The sequence below is a fragment of the Streptomyces sp. NPDC087845 genome, from assembly GCF_044742755.1.
Taxonomy (GTDB): domain Bacteria; phylum Actinomycetota; class Actinomycetes; order Streptomycetales; family Streptomycetaceae; genus Streptomyces.
Window position 1 is genome coordinate 210,023 of the sequence record NZ_JBIUVC010000002.1, and the last position, 15,253, is coordinate 225,275.

The window sequence follows — 15,253 nt, forward strand, 5'->3', positions numbered from 1 at the left end:
GGGCCAACCCTCCGGGGCCCCCAGGATTCCCCCGGAGGTACCCCCGGGATTCCCCTAGGGGATGTCACAGCTCGGCCGCAATGGCGGGCAGGTTTCCCAGGCCCTCTCACCGCACCCGAGCGGACCAGGTACGTTCGATGACGTGGCTGGATTCAGGATCGGACGCGGCCGGGACAACCGCACCCCGCAGCAGGCGCAGCAACAACCGCGGCAGCAGCCGTACGGCACACAGGCACCACCGCCGTACGGGCAGCAGCCATGGCCACCGACGGGAGGCAACGGCGCCCCGCCCCCGTACAGCAACGGCGGGCCGAACGCCGGCTACGGCAACGGCGGCGGCTACGGCGGCAACGGCTACAACGCCGCCGGCCAGGGCGGTGGCAACCACGGCGAACCGGAGTACTTCGGCGACCCGTACCAGCAGCCCCACCACCCCCACGGATCCCCCCAGCAGGGCGACCCGTACGCCAACTCCCCGGGACACACCCAGGCGTTCAGCATCGGCGAGGACCCGTACGGCGACGGCAACACCTACCGCGCCGGCCAGGCTCCCGCCCAGCCGGCCGGCCCGCGGCTGCCGTGGAAGGACCTGCTCACCGGCATCGTGCTGCGCCCGGGACCGACGTTCTGGCAGATGCGCGACTACCCGGTCTGGGGCCCGGCGCTCATCGTCACGTTCCTGTACGGCCTGCTGGCCCTCTTCGGCTTCGACCAGGCCCGGGACGACGCGATCCACGCGACGATCTCCACGGTGGTCCCCTACGTCGTCATCACGGGCATCGGCTTCGTCATCGGCGGCCTGGTCCTGGGCGCGGTCACGCACACCCTCGCCCGCCAGCTCGGGGGCGACGGCTCCTGGCAGCCGACCGTGGGCCTCTCCATGCTGATCATGTCGATCACGGACGCCCCCCGCCTGATATTCGCGCTCTTCCTCGGCGGCGAGAACTCCCTGGTCCAGATCCTCGGCTGGATCACCTGGCTGGCCTCAGCCGCGCTCTTCACCTCGATGGTGAGCAAGTCGCACGACCTGCCGTGGCCGAAGGCGCTGGGCGCATCCGCGATCCAGCTGATCGCCCTGCTCTCGATCATCAAGCTGGGCACGATCTGACGGATCCGGTCGTCCGGGAAGAAAGTGGAGGGGCTCCGACGCGATCGCGTCGGAGCCCCTCCACTTTCGTCTTCCTGCTGTCCCTTTTCGTCCTGGTGTGACCTGGTCGTTGGCCACGGTCGTGGTCCTGGGGCCCGGCCTGCCGCCCAATCCGGCACAGGAGAACTGCGGGCGCTGGAACACGACGAAGGTCCCTCGCGTCGAGGTCCGCGCCTGCGGCCGTGTCGAGGACGACCGCCTTTACGTGATCGCCGAATGGCGCACCACGTCCGGCCCCGGACCGGTGGACGTCCATCTCTGGCTGAAGGACAACACGGGCAGGTCGGTGGTCTACCCGGAACAGGGTTCGCCCACCGGCATCGGCTTCCACGCCATGGCGGCCTGGCCGACGCCACATGACAAACCGCAGTGGCAGGAGTGGGAGGTCCGCCAGGACCTGGTCCACGGCGCCTCGTACGAAGTGTGCGTCTCCGTGCCCGAGAAGAACGGCCCGGCCCCGAACATTTACAACACGGCGATATCGGGACTCCAGTACCGCGTCATCTACCCCTGACCGCACCGCACCGCGCCAACCGCCTGGCACGGACCGCACCGCACAGGCCGCGCCCCGTCATCCGCCGGCGCCGCCCGGCGCTACGCGTCGAGGACCTGCCCAGTGCGCCGAACGACGGGCTTCTCCACGCTCCACGGGAAGTTGATCCAGCGATCGGTCTTCTTCCACACGTATTCGCACTTCACGAGCGAATGCGACTTCTCGTAGATGACCGCGCTGCGCACCTCGGCGACATGATCGATACAGAAATCACGCACCAGCTTCAGCGTCTTCCCGGTATCGGCGACGTCGTCGGCGATCAGGACCTTCTTGTCCGAGAAGTCGATGGCATTCGGCACGGGAGCCAGCATGACCGGCATTTCCAGGGTGGTACCCACCCCGGTGTAGAACTCCACGTTCACGAGGTGAATGTTCTTGCAGTCAAGGGCGTAGGCGAGCCCGCCCGCGACGAACACCCCGCCCCGCGCGATGCTCAGCACGACATCGGGCTCGAACCCGTCGTCGGCCACGGCCTGTGCCAGCTCACGCACGGCATGACCGAAACCCTCGTACGTCAGGTTCTCCCGCACATCAGCGCTCATCCGGCATCACACCTGGGTCCGGTGGAAATTCATGAACGACCGCGACGCGGTCGGCCCGCGCTGTCCCTGGTACCGGGATCCGTACCGCTCGGAACCGTACGGGAACTCCGAAGGCGAACTCAGCCGGAACATGCACAGCTGCCCGATCTTCATCCCCGGCCACAGCTTTATCGGAAGCGTCGCGAGATTCGAAAGCTCCAGGGTCACATGCCCGGAGAAACCGGGGTCGATGAACCCCGCGGTCGAATGCGTCACAAGACCGAGCCGCCCGAGCGAACTCTTTCCCTCCAGCCGCGACGCGAGATCGTCGGGCAGCGAAATGACCTCGTACGTCGAAGCGAGCACGAACTCGCCGGGATGCAGGATGAACGCCTCGTCCCCGTCGGGCTCGACCATCCGCGTCAGATCGGCCTGCTCGACGGCTGGATCAATATGTGGATAGCGGTGGTTCTCGAACACCCGGAAGTAGCGGTCGAGCCGCACATCGATGCTCGAGGGCTGCACCATCGACGCGTCGAACGGATCAATGCGTACACGTCCGGCGTCGATCTCGGCCCGGATGTCCTTATCTGAGAGAAGCACGCCCCGAGGATACGCAGAACGCGCGGGCCCGCCCCAATCCGGGACCGCCCCGCGCGCCTGTCACCGCTCCTACCGCTGCTCGAACACCACCGGCACGGCATGCCGCAGCCGCGCACAACGAGGACAGCGAATGAGCCGCCCGGGACCGATCCGCCCGGCCCCGAGCTGCTGCATCGGGAACGAAGCGGTAGCGAAAACGTGCCCTTCGGCACAGCGGACGACGGTGCGCTCCATGGAGTCCATCAAGTCCCTTCCCCAACAAACCGTGGACGAGAAAGCCACATTAGGGGATGAACAGGACGCCACTCCAGGCGGCACTCCGACCCCTACGCTACGCCTCCAACTCCCGCCCACGACACCCGCATCCACCCTCCCCCACGACAAAAAAGCCCCACGGCTCGAACGCCGGGGACCTGGCATGGGGTAGAGTGTGCAACGATGCGCAGCCGATCACATGGCGCGCTCTGCGGGTGTAGTTTAATGGTAGAACATGAGCTTCCCAAGCTCAGAGCGCGAGTTCGATTCTCGTCACCCGCTCCACGACTAAGGCCCTGGTCAGAGACCAGGGCCTTGTTTGTTGTCTAGACCGCCCAGGGTGCTCCGTGCCCTCCCCGTGCCCTAAGTCGCCATTGGGACGCTGTTTCGCGAGCCGTTCGCGGCCCACTCCAGGAAAGACTGATCCGGGCATCTCGGATCACGAGACGTAATCCTTGTGACCTGGGTCACCGTTCGGGCGGTCAAGCGGGAACTCTCCACTCGACATGGACAGCGGTTCGCACAGCCATGTACGAGCAGCCAGCGTCAGAGCGGAGGTCCCGAAGAGAAGAACGTGCTGATGCTTAGCGTCAGACGTGACGCCTCGTTGAGCCCATGCCGCGCCGCCAAAAGCACGTATGGCTTCTTTTGCACTCGCTCGGAGTGGAGACTTGCCTGCCGTCGGCCTGCGGTGTGCAGAACGTGGCCGTCCGGCCGTTCCTGATCACCTGAGACCGGTCGCAGCTTGCGACGGCCAACCCGTCATGTCTGTCTGCCGGTGCCGGGGAGGGCGGCTCCGATGTCGGTGCGGGCGAACCTCACTCACCGCACGGGGAAGCCGAAGGAGTACCCCTGCTGCTTCAGCCAGGGAAGCACCTCGCGCAGGGCGGCCAAGGTCTGGGAGCGATCCCCTCCCGCGTCGTGGAAGAGGATGGTCGGCCCGTTGGAGATCTCCCTCTTGACGGTGGCGACCATGGTGTCCACGCCGGGACGCTCGAAGTCCTTGGAGTCGACGTTCCAGCCCAGCGGCCGCATTCCCCGGGACGCGGCGAGCTGCCGGCTGTACGGGGTGAAGGCGCCGCCCGGGGCCCGGTAATACTGCGGCCGGACGCCTCCGGACGCCTTGGTGATCATGCGTTCGGCATCCAGGATCTGCTGGGACTGGTATGCCTCGGACTTGGTGTCCATGGCGGTGTCGTGCGAGATCGTGTGGTCGCACAGCCGGTGCCCGGCCGCCACGACCTCCTTGACCAGGTCCGGGTGCGCCTGGGCCTGCGTGCCCACCATGCAGAACGTAGCCTTCACACCGCTGTCCTTCAGCAGTTGCAGTATCTGAGGCGTCCAGACCGGGTCCGGTCCGTCGTCGATGGTGATGTTGACGCCCCGGGGCCCGCGGTCCGAGGCGTGCGCGATGTCCGCCGCCACCTTGGTCACGGTCCGGTCCTGAGGCTGGGCGCCCGGCGCCGAGACACGCGCTTGCGGCTGCCGCCCTCCGGTGGGGTCGGCCTGCGCGGTCCACATCGAGGCGGCAGCGGCCATCACTGTCACCCCGAGCGCCGCCGCGAGAAGCCGACCGTGCCATCCCCTTCCCTTGTGCCTTGCCATGTCCGCCCACCCCTTTGCTGTCTCCGCCGATGCCGTGCCCCTATGAAGACATACGAACGCCCGCGCAAGATCCCTCTGTTACCGATCGCTGACGAATTCGAAGGGGGTCGGCGACAAACGCAGGAGCTCCGCGACAGACGAAGGGCTGTCCCCACGATCCTGAACCATCCCACCGGGGACACGGCCCCGGCGCCCACGCACCGCGACACTCGGGCCGGCGGCCTGCCCCCACGCCCCAACAAACGAAGAAGAGCCCGTCAGCAAGCTGACGGGCTCCCGCGAATGACCGGCACTAACCTGCCATCAGGTCAGATCGTCGGTGTGTCATCGACGATCTCCTTGTGCGGTTCGACAACGAACTTCCAGCCATCGCTGGGCTCCAGGAACCGCACTCGGGTCGGGTAGATGTCCAGGGCACGGCGATCGCGGTTCTGGTTGTTCGTGTTCTTCCGCCCCCGGGCCGGCTCCTCGTACAGGTCGACCTTGACGTCCGGCACCGCGACGGTTTCCTCGCTCCAGCGCTGAACGATCCCCGCGCCGAACGCGTCCCGTGCGGCGGTGTAGAGCGAATCCAGGGATTCCTTGTTCCCGTCGGGCACGAAGAGGGCGAGGTTCAGGAGGACGCCGGCACTCTTGAGAACCTCGATTTCCTCCCCTGCCTTGTCGGCAATCCAGATCCCGCACTCTTCGGCATTGTCCGGGAGAACATGAATTTCCTCACCGAAGATCGTCCTCGCGGCGAAGGACCCTCCCTCGAAATTCTTACCCGGCTTCACAAGGAAAGCCGGGGCGTAGCAGTCGAGAGGAAGGCCATCCATCTCCGCCGAGACGAAGATGCCGTCCTGGAGGCCCAATTCCGAAACCTCTTCGGCCGTAAGACGTCGAGCCGTAACCTTCTCGGTATTCACGCCATTCCCCTTTTTTCGCGGCGTTCTGTAAATCCATGAGGACTATATCATGAAAGCGAACAGCCGGTTCCTTTACGCGCACCTTCGCGCTCACGATAGTACAGTCAACCCTCCGAGTATTTTCTTCCGACAGCACAACAGGCAAATCCTCTCGAATCGTCGGCGAAGCACAACCCCCGTAGAGAAATACGATGAGGCCCAAGAGGCGACTCACCGCTTCGGCAGGGTTTTCGGAACCGAGTCGGTCGCCAAATGAAATGCGGGCGGTCTTGGTCGAATGGCAACCCGACGACCCGGCGACCCGGCGACCCGGCGACCCGATCGAGCGAACCACGGCGGTCACCTCACCGATCAGGCCTTTCTCCTGCTGCTCACGCGCCCTCTCTCGGGCGGCCTGCACCGTCCGCCCAGCCCGCTGGCGACCTCCTTCTGCCGCTCAAGGCCGGAATGCTGGTGAATGAGTGCAGCCTTCTCGGTCGCCTGTCCGGCGCGCGCCACCGTGTCCTTGAGCGTCGCCCCGGATCGGGCCGAAAAAGTGTGCACGGTGTAGCGGAGGCCATAGAGCCGGAAATCCGGCATCCTGACCTCGGTGCGCGCCCTCTGCCACCTCCGTCCGAAGGTGGACCGGCGAAATAGCCCCTTCTCTCCCATGAAAAGCAGACCGTCCGGGCTTTTCTCCCCATACCGGTCCGGGTGACATTGAAGACCGGTCCGCAGGAATTCCGGCCGAATCACCATCCGACCTCGAAACCCGGCAAGGCGCTCCCCCTGCGGCGGCCAGAGGGCCGCCTCGCCGATGAGCGTTCCGTCATCGACGGCGTCCCGCAGGACGTACGCGATCTCCTCCGGCTTGAGGTTGATGCTGCCGATCCCGGCCACGGTCAACGGAATCTCCTCCAGGGCGTATTCGCCCCGCCCTTCGGCGCTGAACTCGGGTCCGGTTCGGTCGTCGAAGGACCATGCCTTGATGCGGGCGAGGTAGAAGAGCTGTCGCTCGTCGTCGGTCTCCAGCGTGTGCAGGAGGCGGACGATGTCGGCCTTGCCGGCGATCTCCTCGTGGATCTCCCGGTGGAGGTCGGTCTCCCGGGACTCGTCGGTGGCCTCGACGCCGCCTCCGGGCAGGGCTCAGTAGACAGGGATGCCGGGCCGGGTGCGGCGGATGACCAGCATCGTGTCGTCCGGGGTGACGGGGACAGCGCGGACTCGCTCGATCATGTGGTGCTCTCTCCTTGGTTGTCGGCGGTCCCAGTGCAGCAGCCGGCCGCCGTCGACGTGTACGGATTGCCCAGTGATGAACGACGCGGAGGGGCCGACGACGATCACCCACTCCGTGGCCTGATCGAACACCCCGAGAAACATTGGTCAAGCGGCAGTCGGGGATTCAGGCCGAGGTGGGCGATGTGGTGATCGGCATGCCGCAAAGTCACAAGCGCGGCCACGGGGAGGTGGCTACACGTGGAAAGGGACGGTGGTGATGACGATCTTCGGCAGCGGGCGCAGTGCGTGTCGCAGCCGTGGGGCGATCCTGCTGTGCAGCAGGCGGTACCGCCAGCGCATCGTGACGATCTCCGGCAGGATGACCGTCAAGGTGAGGTCCGGGCGCTTTGCGTGCAGGGCTTCGATGTAGTGGACCAGTGGTGCGACGATCGCGCGATAGGGGGAGACCACTACTTCCAGCGGGAGGTGGTCGCCCCACAGGGTCCAGTACTCGCGGAAGCGTTCGGCCTCGTCCTCTTCGGGGCTGACGTGAAGTGCGAGTACGGGCTGGTGGAGCGAGGCGGCGTAGGCCAGTGCGCGCATGCCGGCCAAGTCCATGGTCGCGATGGGGACGACCGACAGGTGGCGGATCTCCTCGGGTGTCTCCTCGTCCTCTTCTTCCGTCCGGGCGTCTTCTTCCGTCCGGGAGTCGGGGAGAGCCTCTTCTTCCGTCCGGGCGTCGGGGAGAGCCTCGGGCAGCTGCGACGTTGTCGCCGGGGACTGTGCCGCGCCGCGGCTGGGGTGTGCGGGGATGGTGGGGGTGGGCAACTCAATGGCGTGCGGGTGCAGACGAAGCGCCTTGCCGACAGACTCGTAGTGGCGCCGGATGCGCATCGTCACCACGAGAAACAGCCCGACGGCGAGCACGGCCACCCATGCGCCCTCGGTGAACTTGGTGATGCCGGCGGTGAGGAAGACGACGGCCGACAGCAGGGCACCAGTGGCATTGAAGAACAGGCTCTTGCGCCAGTGGCGGTCACGCAGGCGCCACCAGTGGACCACCATTCCGGCCTGGGACAGTGCGAAGGCCAGGAAGACACCGACGGCGTACAGCGGGATCAGGGATGCCGTCATGCCGCTGAAGGCCACGTAGACCAGCGCCGCCGCGATCGACAGCAGAATGATTCCGTTGCTGAAGGCGAGGCGGTCGCCCAGGCGCAGAAAGATCTGCGGGGCGTGTCGGTCACGGGCGAGCAGGAACAGCACGCGGGGGAAGTCGTTGTAAGCGGTGTTCGCCGCGAGCAGCAGGACCGCGGCCGTGGCGGCCTGCGTGAGGATGTACAGCGGTCCGGAGCCGAAGCTGCGGTGGGCGAGCTGGGAGAGGACCGTCTCCTGGGTGCTGGGCACGACACCGTCGAGTCGGACCATGGCGACCGTGCCGGCGAACAGCACGATGAGCAGACCGACCATCCAGGTCAGCGTGGTGCGGGCGTTGCGCCACTCCACGGGCTTGAATGCCGGCACCGCGTTGGAGATGGCCTCGATACCGGTCATCGCCGTGGACCCGGAGGCGAAGGCGCGCATCACCAGCAGTACGCCGACGCTCTCCGTGGCATTCAGGTGCGGAGTCGCAGTGGGGTGGAAACCACGGCCTGCGGCGTCGACGAGGCCCACGGCGACGAGCGCGAACACCGCGATGATGAAGGCGTAGGTCGGCGCGGCGAACAGTGCGCCGGCCTGCCGGATGCCCCGCAGGTTCCCGGCGAGCAGCAGGGCGATCACGCCGACGCCGATCGGGACGGCATCGGTGGCGAGTGAGGGAACCGCCGAGGCGATCGCCGCGACCCCGGAGGCGATCGACACGGCGACCGTGAGGATGTAATCGGTCATCAGGCCGGCGGCGGCGATCAGCCCGGGAACACGGCCCAGATTGTCGCTGGCGACGATGTACGAGCCACCGCCGTGCGGATACGCGCGGATCGTCTGGCGGTACGACACCCCCACCGCCAGCATCAGGAAGGCGATCGTTGCGGCGATCGGCACGGTGTAGGCGAGTCCCGCGGCGCCGCCGAGCACGAGGACGGCGAGCATGGCCTCGGGCCCGTAGGCGACCGAGGAAAGGGCGTCGGCGGACAGGACGGGCAACGCCACCAGCTTGCGCATCCGCTCCTGCGCGATCGCCGTGCTTTTCAGAGCGGCCCCGAGGACGACGCGCCGCACGTGGTAACCCAAGCGGCCCAGTCGGCCAGGGGGCCGCTCTCCCGCGGCCTCGTCGGGGGCGAACGGTTGTCCGCCGAGCGGCGAGACGCTGACCAGACGATCCCAACCGACAGGCTGGATCTCCGCAGGGGACGGAAATCTGCCCAGATCGGAATCCACGGGCAGTGCCCGGTGCCACGCCTCGGGAGCCGACACCCGCCCCCACTCTCGCCCCACCCGACGCAGCAGCCGCAGCTGCTCCTTGTCGAGCCCCGGCAGGACGGCCGACGTGCTCAGCGCGCCACACCGACCCGCACCACCACCATCACTCTGCGCATGCGTCACGTAACGCAGTGTCTCCTATGGGTGCCTGTCCAAGCTGCACCTTCGCGGCAACCTGGATCCCCCTCACCGAAGGAGCGCCGAAGCCTCGACGGCTTCCTCACCGCTCACCGCGTTTGCGGCCCGTCTGCGGTTCCTCCGCGGGAACCGGGTGTGCGCGGCGGGTGCCGGTACCGATGAGGATCTGCTCGGCCTGCGGGACGTTGCCGGCCCGGACGGCTCTCCCCATCGCGGCGCGGCCATGCGTGTTCGGCCGCCTTCCGGGGCCGTGCGTCCGCCCGGCGAGGTCACCTCGTCACTTCACCGCACTCCGCGTGCCGGGGAGGGGGCGGGCGCGCCGCGCGGCGGCGGAGCCGGACCCGGGTTCGCCAGGAAGGTTCCTGGTCACGCGCCCCTTACGGACCGTCGGCCGGAGTAAAGTGAAGAGACCGGGAGTACTTCGCACACCGGCTCTCACGCCGGTGTCGTTCTCGGCGAGCAACAACACCGGGACGTCGAAGACGAGCCCCGGGGACAGGTCCGCGTCATGACCGCGACCATCGACCGCACGATCGTCAGTGAGCGCGTACCTTCGTCGCAGGCCCGCCTTTCCTTCACTCCGGCAGGATCGCCTCCGGGTCTCCTGGACGGCGCCTGGTGGCCTCGCTCCCGCGATCTTTCCCGCGAACTCCCCGCTCTGACGGACGCGCTGGACGCGCGCTGGGACCGGATCACTCATGTCACGGTGAACCCGACCTACTGGCCCGTGGTGCCACGAAGGGTGCCGGTGACCGGGCACACGGTGCACGTGGGCTGGTTCGCCGAAGAGCAGGACCCGAACAAACTTCTCCTCTTCTCCTACACCGCGGGACGCTGGGACCTGCTGGTGATCCCGCCGGAGACCGACGCTGCCGCCGCCGCCCGGCTGATGTCCGCCGCAGCCACTCCCGGCGGCCTCCTGACCGCCAGCGCTCTCATGGCGAGCGAGGACGCCACCCGTGACGCACGGGAAACGCTGCGGCAGGAAGAAGGGTGGGAGACCGAAGGCGGAGCCGCCTCGGCGGCAGGGAACCCCACCGGGCTCCTGACCTCAGCCCGAGGGAAGTGAGGGGCGTGGAGACGATCACCACCGTGACCGTGATCACCGACTTGGTCATCGCGGAAAGGTTCCTGACCCATCGGCTCCCCACGCAGCAGACCGAGCCCTCTGAACCGCCCGTAGCCCCCCACCGCGAGCACCACGCCGGGGGGCCATGGAGGACACCGACCTTCTCTCTGACCGGGGGCGGTGGGTGTGGCGCGACGGCATCACACCCACCGACACGTCATCCCTGTCGTCCCTGATGAGCGAGGTCACCGTGAAATCACCAGAACTCCCCTCGGCCGGCAACGCCGACGTGCGCATCGTCGCCGAGTCCCCCGAAGTCGCCCGACAGGTCGCAGAAGCTCTCCGTCATTGCTTCGGCGCCACCGAACAGCGCAGCTACCCCGTCGACGACGCGGGCGGAACCCGCCTCCACCTCACCGTCGACACCACTCACACGCCACAGCCGGCACGGCCCTGGCTGGTGACCAGTCAAACCTCCCGGGACGCCCGCACACAGACGGACGAAATCTGAAGCGAGGGCCCGCAACGGGCGGCGGGGCAGGCAAACCTGCCGCGCCTGTCCCACAGGCTCCGCTTCGGTACCCGGCACGAGTGGGCGGCGATCATGGCAACACTGCAAGAGCGGAAGCACTACCGCGACGCGATCATAAAGGCCCTGTACGAAACCACGGAAGGGAACCGCTTCCTTGGCGTTACCGGGGCAAAGCTGCGTGACGGTCTTCAAATCCCTGAGCAGGACCTGGCAGCAGCCTGCGCATATCTGGTGGGCGAAGGGCTCGTCACCGTCGACTGGGCACAAGGAAACACACCCGTGATGGTCACACTGACGCACCAGGGAATCCGGCTCATGGAGGCCGAAGAAGAGGAACAGAGCTGACACCACGCAAAAGACGGCCCCGGGGGCCGAGGCACCCCATCGACGCGGAACGCCCACTTGTGCGTTAAATGTCCCTTGGGAATAGCATGAAAAACGGGAAGAGGTATTCGCCGTTGTCCGTACCGCCGATGGCACAGAGTTTCCGGGGGCCGTAGGGGACGGGGTGTGCCCTGCACCGCGTCCACCCACACTTGTCGCTCTTCGATTCTCGTCACCCGCGCTTGAGAGAGGGCCCGGCCGATTCGGGCCCGGACGATGGGTGATTGGGGAGGACTGGGCACACTGGTGCGGAAGTTGCGTACGAGTGAGCGAGGGGGAACCGGTGGGAAACTGGGCGTGGCGACACCGTAGGTGGCTGTGGGGTTCGGGCTGTGTGCTGGTCGTCCTGGTCATCGCCGGATTCTCGGTCCGGGCGCCGGTGAAGGACTGGTGGCTGGCGCGTGAGGCGTGCGGGGGCAGGCTGCCCCGCGGCGATCTGGACACGGTACGGACGGGCGAGCGGCTCGGGACGGAGCGGGAGTCCTTCGACAAGGACCTCGGCCAGTACCGCTGCGTGCTGAAGAACGACGAGGGCAAAGTCGTGGTCGCCGTGGACGCTTATCTCGGCGGGGCGGACCGGGCCGATGAGATGCGGTCCATCGGCAGTTCCTATGCGCCGCACGCCGTACTGCCGGGCGGGCTGCCCGGTTTCGAGGCCGAGAACAGCCGCGTCTACCTCATGCCCGAGTGCCCGCGCGGCGGCACGGGGCCTGCTCGGGAACACCGCAGACTGCTGGTGGGCACCTGGACGTACTTCGCCAAGAGCCGCGAGGAGAAGGCAGCCATGCTGCGGCTCGCGGTGCGGATGACGAACGAGGTGACCGGGAAGCTCGGCTGCGGTGGCCAGCCGCTGCCCGCGCCTGAGGACGGGGCGGTTCCGGACACGGGCAGGTATGTACCCCGCGCGGAAGCGAAGGGCACCGCCTGCAACGTTCTCGCCACCACCCGCGTCCCGGCGGAAGGACGCGACGGGGAGGTCCGCATCGCCGTCGCCGACGGCGGGGTCGTCGGACGGTGCACGCTGCACGCGCCGAAGCCGGCCGGGGAGGACGCGGACGGGAGCAGCAGGAGACCGGGCAATCCGCTCGTCGAACTGACCAGTTGGCGGGGTGACTGGGGCAGGAACATGCGCGAGATGGGCTCGGGCCCTGCCCCGCTGCCGATGGGCGAAGGCGCCGTCTGGAAGCCCGCGCTGACCGAGGACAGGGCGTGGGCCGTCGCCAAGTGCGGCGGCGAGAATGCCGGCTTCGCCGCGCACTGGGGCTACACATCCCTCTACCGGGATGCAGAAGAGGAGTCCGGGCCTTCGACGGCGGCCGAGCGGCGTGTGCTGTTGCGCGAGTACGTGGCCGCGTTCGCGAAGGACCAGGTGCGGCGCGGGAACTGTACGGGGTTGCAGCTGCCGGCAAAGCCGTGAGGCGTGCTGCCCGCGAGCGATGCTCAGGACTTGCTCGCGGGGCACGTCCACGCCTCCTCCGGCGGATGGCCGCGCACGCCGGGCGGGGGAGTGAAACCCCGCCCGGCACGGCCGTCCGGACCGCCCTCGACGCCCGCCCGGACCAGCACCGTGTCCGGTTCGCCGAGGGCGGGTCCCACGCCGCTCGCCCCGTCGGATCGCGGTGGCCGGCAGTGGCAGCAGCGGCGGCAGCAGCGGTGCGGTCTGCGCGATGTCCCCGATTCCGGCGGCGACTTCCTCGCACAGGGCGGTGATCCGGTCCGGCCTCGCGGCCGGTTCTCCCTGCCTCACGATCCCCTCGTGGTTCGAAACGGACCCGTAGGGTAATCGTGCCGCTGCAGCCCGTCTCGATCTGCCGGGGGGAACATCCAGTGAGTGCGACACCGGACCACGACCCGCTCCGTGACGAGCTGACGGCCGGTCTCCTGGCCCGTCTCCGCCGGTACGAGGAGACGGGCGACCGGCGACCGGTCCTGGCGGCCGAGGCGTGGGCGGAGGCCAGACGGCTCCTGGCGCTGGTGAAAGAGGCGCTCGCCGAGACGGACGTCCTGTACGCGGTGGGCATGCTGCACTGGCTGCGCGCCCGGCTCCTCCCCGAGAACGAGGGCGCTCAGGACCTGGAGATCGCGGTGCCGCTGCTGCGCATGGTGCACATGGTCCGGCCGGACGCCGTGCCGGCCGATCTCGCGGTCCACTTCCAGGAGGCCGACGACGGCGTCGACACTCGTTTCCGTGCCGAACACCGCCTGGGCATCGAGCAGTTGCACCGCGCGCTGGCCACCGGGGATCCTGCGGCACTGGCGGAGGCGGTGCTCCGGTTCACCGAGGCACTCCGCCTCGTGCCCGCCGGGCACGGGGACCGGGCGGGCATCCTCAGCGACCTCGGGGTGGCTCTGCGCAACACCTACGAGCGCGCGGGCGACCTGGACACCCTCGACTCGGCCATCGCGCATCTGCGCGAGGCGGTCCGCACGGCCGCCTCCGCCGCACCGGCGCGAGCCATGTTCCTGTCGAACCTCGGCGGGGCGCTGCTCAACCGGTACATGGCCTCGCGGAGCCGCGAAGATCTGACGGAAGGACTCGACGTCTGCCGGCAGGCCGTCGGCCTGACCCGCGCAGACGACCCCGAATACGCGAAACGGCTGTCCAATCTGGGCGGCGCGCTGCTGAACCAGTACCAGCGCGACCAGGAACCGGCCGCGCTGGACGAGGGGGTGGACGTCCTTCAGCGGGCGGTCGACGCCTCCGTTCCCAGCGACCCGCTCCGGCAGCGGTACGTCTTCAACCTGGCGGGGGCGCTGGCCAATCGGGGCCAGCGGGCCGGAGACATGGCCGACATGGACCGGTCGATCGGTGCGCTCCAGTCCATCGTCAGGGACGTACCGGCGGACCATCCGCTGCGGTTCCCGGCGCTCAACAACCTCTGCCAGGATCTGCGCAACCGCTACCTCCTGACGGACAGCTCCCACGATCTGGACGCCTGCATCGACGCCGGGCGGGCCGCCCTGGGCGCGATCACCCCGAGCCATCCGCTCCACGCGGTCACCGAGGGCGCGCTGGGCAGGGCGCTGTGCGACCGGTTCAACCGGGCCCGCAACTCCGCCGACCTGAAGGCCGCGATCCGGCTCCTGCGGTCCGCCGCCCACGCCCTGCCCGACAGCGCCAGGAAGTCCGACATCCGGACCCCCCTGGGCTCGGCTCTGATGGCCTGGTCCGAGATCTCGGGCGATCCGGCGGACCTGGAGGCCGCGATCCAGGCCATGGAGGAGGCGGCCGGGGGCATTCCGGCCGACCACCCGGCCCGGGAAGAGATGGCCTCCCAGCTGGAGCGGGCGCGGCTGCGCAGGCAGCAGTACGCGGACGACCTCCGCGACGCAAGCGCATGGATCGACCACTGGCGCAGGTCGGAGCAGACCCCCGTGCCCGACGATCCCCGGGACCCGGAAAAACCCAAGGTGCTCAACGACTTGGGCCTCTCCCTGTACGGCCGTTTCCAGATCACCGGCGACGCCGCCGTGCTGGACGAGGCGGTCGAGAAGGTGCGGGCGGCCGTCCGCGCCACGTCGGCCGACGCGCCCCGGCGTGCGGGGCGGCTGGCCAACCTCGCGGTGCTGCTGCGGGCCCGGCACGAGCTGACCGGCGGCATGACGGACCTGGACGCCGCCGTCGGCGCGGCACAGGAAGCCGTCGACGCCACGCCCGGGAGAGACCCCGCCCTGGTCCGCCATCTGTCCCTCCTGTCGGACATCCGGCATCTCCGGCAGACCCGCACCCAGGACCTGGGCGACCTCGGCCTGCACATCGACGCGGCCCGCGCCGCGGCACGGGCCGCCGCCCCCGACGATCCCGAACGCCCCCGCTACCAGGCGAACCTGGCGGCAGCCCTGGGGATGCGCCACGAGCGAACCTGAGCGGCGGCCGACCTGGACGCCGCCATCGAGGCCGGGCGCGCGGCGGGTGACGA

15 protein-coding genes and 1 tRNA gene are annotated in these 15,253 nt (G+C 68.4%); 8 read left to right on the forward strand and 8 right to left on the reverse strand.

Annotated features, from left to right (window positions below; translation table 11 throughout):
* The first annotated feature begins 142 nt into the window (after positions 1-142).
* Positions 143-1,108 (forward strand): Yip1 family protein, encoded by a 966-nt coding sequence (locus ACIOMQ_RS06485; protein WP_362193080.1) that lies wholly within the window; start codon positions 143-145, stop codon positions 1,106-1,108.
* A 97-nt stretch (positions 1,109-1,205) separates the two neighbouring features.
* Complete coding sequence (locus tag ACIOMQ_RS06490; RefSeq protein ID WP_401939053.1) at positions 1,206-1,661, forward strand: hypothetical protein; 456 nt, start codon at positions 1,206-1,208, stop codon at positions 1,659-1,661.
* 80 nt (positions 1,662-1,741) lie between these two features.
* Here ACIOMQ_RS06490 and ACIOMQ_RS06495 read toward each other — a convergent pair whose 3' ends face one another.
* Entirely contained in the window at positions 1,742-2,242 is a 501-nt protein-coding gene (locus tag ACIOMQ_RS06495; RefSeq protein WP_362193071.1) for a phosphoribosyltransferase, read from the reverse strand.
* 6 nt (positions 2,243-2,248) lie between these two features.
* Complete coding sequence (gene dcd / locus ACIOMQ_RS06500) at positions 2,249-2,824, reverse strand: dCTP deaminase (protein ID WP_072487843.1); 576 nt, start codon at positions 2,822-2,824, stop codon at positions 2,249-2,251.
* A 466-nt stretch (positions 2,825-3,290) separates the two neighbouring features.
* Here dcd and ACIOMQ_RS06505 point away from each other — a divergent pair.
* A tRNA-Gly gene (locus tag ACIOMQ_RS06505) sits at positions 3,291-3,364 on the forward strand.
* Between the two features lie 537 nt (positions 3,365-3,901).
* Here ACIOMQ_RS06505 and ACIOMQ_RS06510 read toward each other — a convergent pair.
* From ACIOMQ_RS06510 to ACIOMQ_RS06535, 6 genes are all read right to left on the reverse strand, one after another.
* Positions 3,902-4,684 (reverse strand): polysaccharide deacetylase family protein, encoded by a 783-nt coding sequence (locus ACIOMQ_RS06510; protein ID WP_362193044.1) that lies wholly within the window; start codon positions 4,682-4,684, stop codon positions 3,902-3,904.
* Positions 4,685-4,992: 308 nt separating this feature from the next.
* Positions 4,993-5,592 carry a hypothetical protein gene (locus ACIOMQ_RS06515; RefSeq protein WP_402188108.1) on the reverse strand — a complete coding sequence of 200 codons (600 nt, stop codon included), beginning with the start codon at positions 5,590-5,592 and terminating at the stop codon, positions 4,993-4,995.
* 351 nt (positions 5,593-5,943) lie between these two features.
* Positions 5,944-6,477, reverse strand: coding sequence for a hypothetical protein (locus ACIOMQ_RS06520; RefSeq protein WP_402188110.1), 534 nt, complete (start codon positions 6,475-6,477; stop codon positions 5,944-5,946).
* Between the two features lie 240 nt (positions 6,478-6,717).
* Positions 6,718-6,939: a hypothetical protein gene (locus ACIOMQ_RS06525; RefSeq protein ID WP_401754812.1), complete on the reverse strand. Its 222-nt coding sequence runs from the start codon at positions 6,937-6,939 to the stop codon at positions 6,718-6,720.
* Between the two features lie 102 nt (positions 6,940-7,041).
* On the reverse strand, positions 7,042-8,952 hold the full coding sequence (locus tag ACIOMQ_RS06530; RefSeq protein ID WP_401755183.1) for an APC family permease: 1,911 nt from the start codon (positions 8,950-8,952) through the stop codon (positions 7,042-7,044).
* Positions 8,953-9,430: 478 nt separating this feature from the next.
* A complete protein-coding gene (locus ACIOMQ_RS06535) occupies positions 9,431-9,559 on the reverse strand; it encodes a hypothetical protein (RefSeq protein ID WP_402188112.1) in 129 nt (42 codons plus the stop codon).
* Between the two features lie 297 nt (positions 9,560-9,856).
* Between ACIOMQ_RS06535 and ACIOMQ_RS06540 the strand changes: the two genes are divergently transcribed.
* From ACIOMQ_RS06540 to ACIOMQ_RS06560, 5 genes are all read left to right on the forward strand, one after another.
* Positions 9,857-10,417, forward strand: a complete 561-nt coding sequence (locus ACIOMQ_RS06540; protein WP_362193032.1) for a DUF5994 family protein — start codon at positions 9,857-9,859, stop codon at positions 10,415-10,417.
* A gap of 250 nt (positions 10,418-10,667) precedes the next feature.
* Positions 10,668-10,928 carry a hypothetical protein gene (locus ACIOMQ_RS06545; RefSeq protein WP_362193724.1) on the forward strand — a complete coding sequence of 87 codons (261 nt, stop codon included), beginning with the start codon at positions 10,668-10,670 and terminating at the stop codon, positions 10,926-10,928.
* Positions 10,929-11,021: 93 nt separating this feature from the next.
* Positions 11,022-11,294 carry a hypothetical protein gene (locus tag ACIOMQ_RS06550; RefSeq protein ID WP_362193029.1) on the forward strand — a complete coding sequence of 91 codons (273 nt, stop codon included), beginning with the start codon at positions 11,022-11,024 and terminating at the stop codon, positions 11,292-11,294.
* Between the two features lie 373 nt (positions 11,295-11,667).
* The gene (locus ACIOMQ_RS06555) at positions 11,668-12,750 is read left to right on the forward strand and encodes a hypothetical protein (RefSeq protein ID WP_402188114.1); all 1,083 of its coding nucleotides are present in this window, start codon (positions 11,668-11,670) and stop codon (positions 12,748-12,750) included.
* 410 nt (positions 12,751-13,160) lie between these two features.
* Positions 13,161-15,200 carry a hypothetical protein gene (locus ACIOMQ_RS06560; RefSeq protein WP_402188116.1) on the forward strand — a complete coding sequence of 680 codons (2,040 nt, stop codon included), beginning with the start codon at positions 13,161-13,163 and terminating at the stop codon, positions 15,198-15,200.
* The last annotated feature ends 53 nt before the right edge of the window (positions 15,201-15,253 follow it).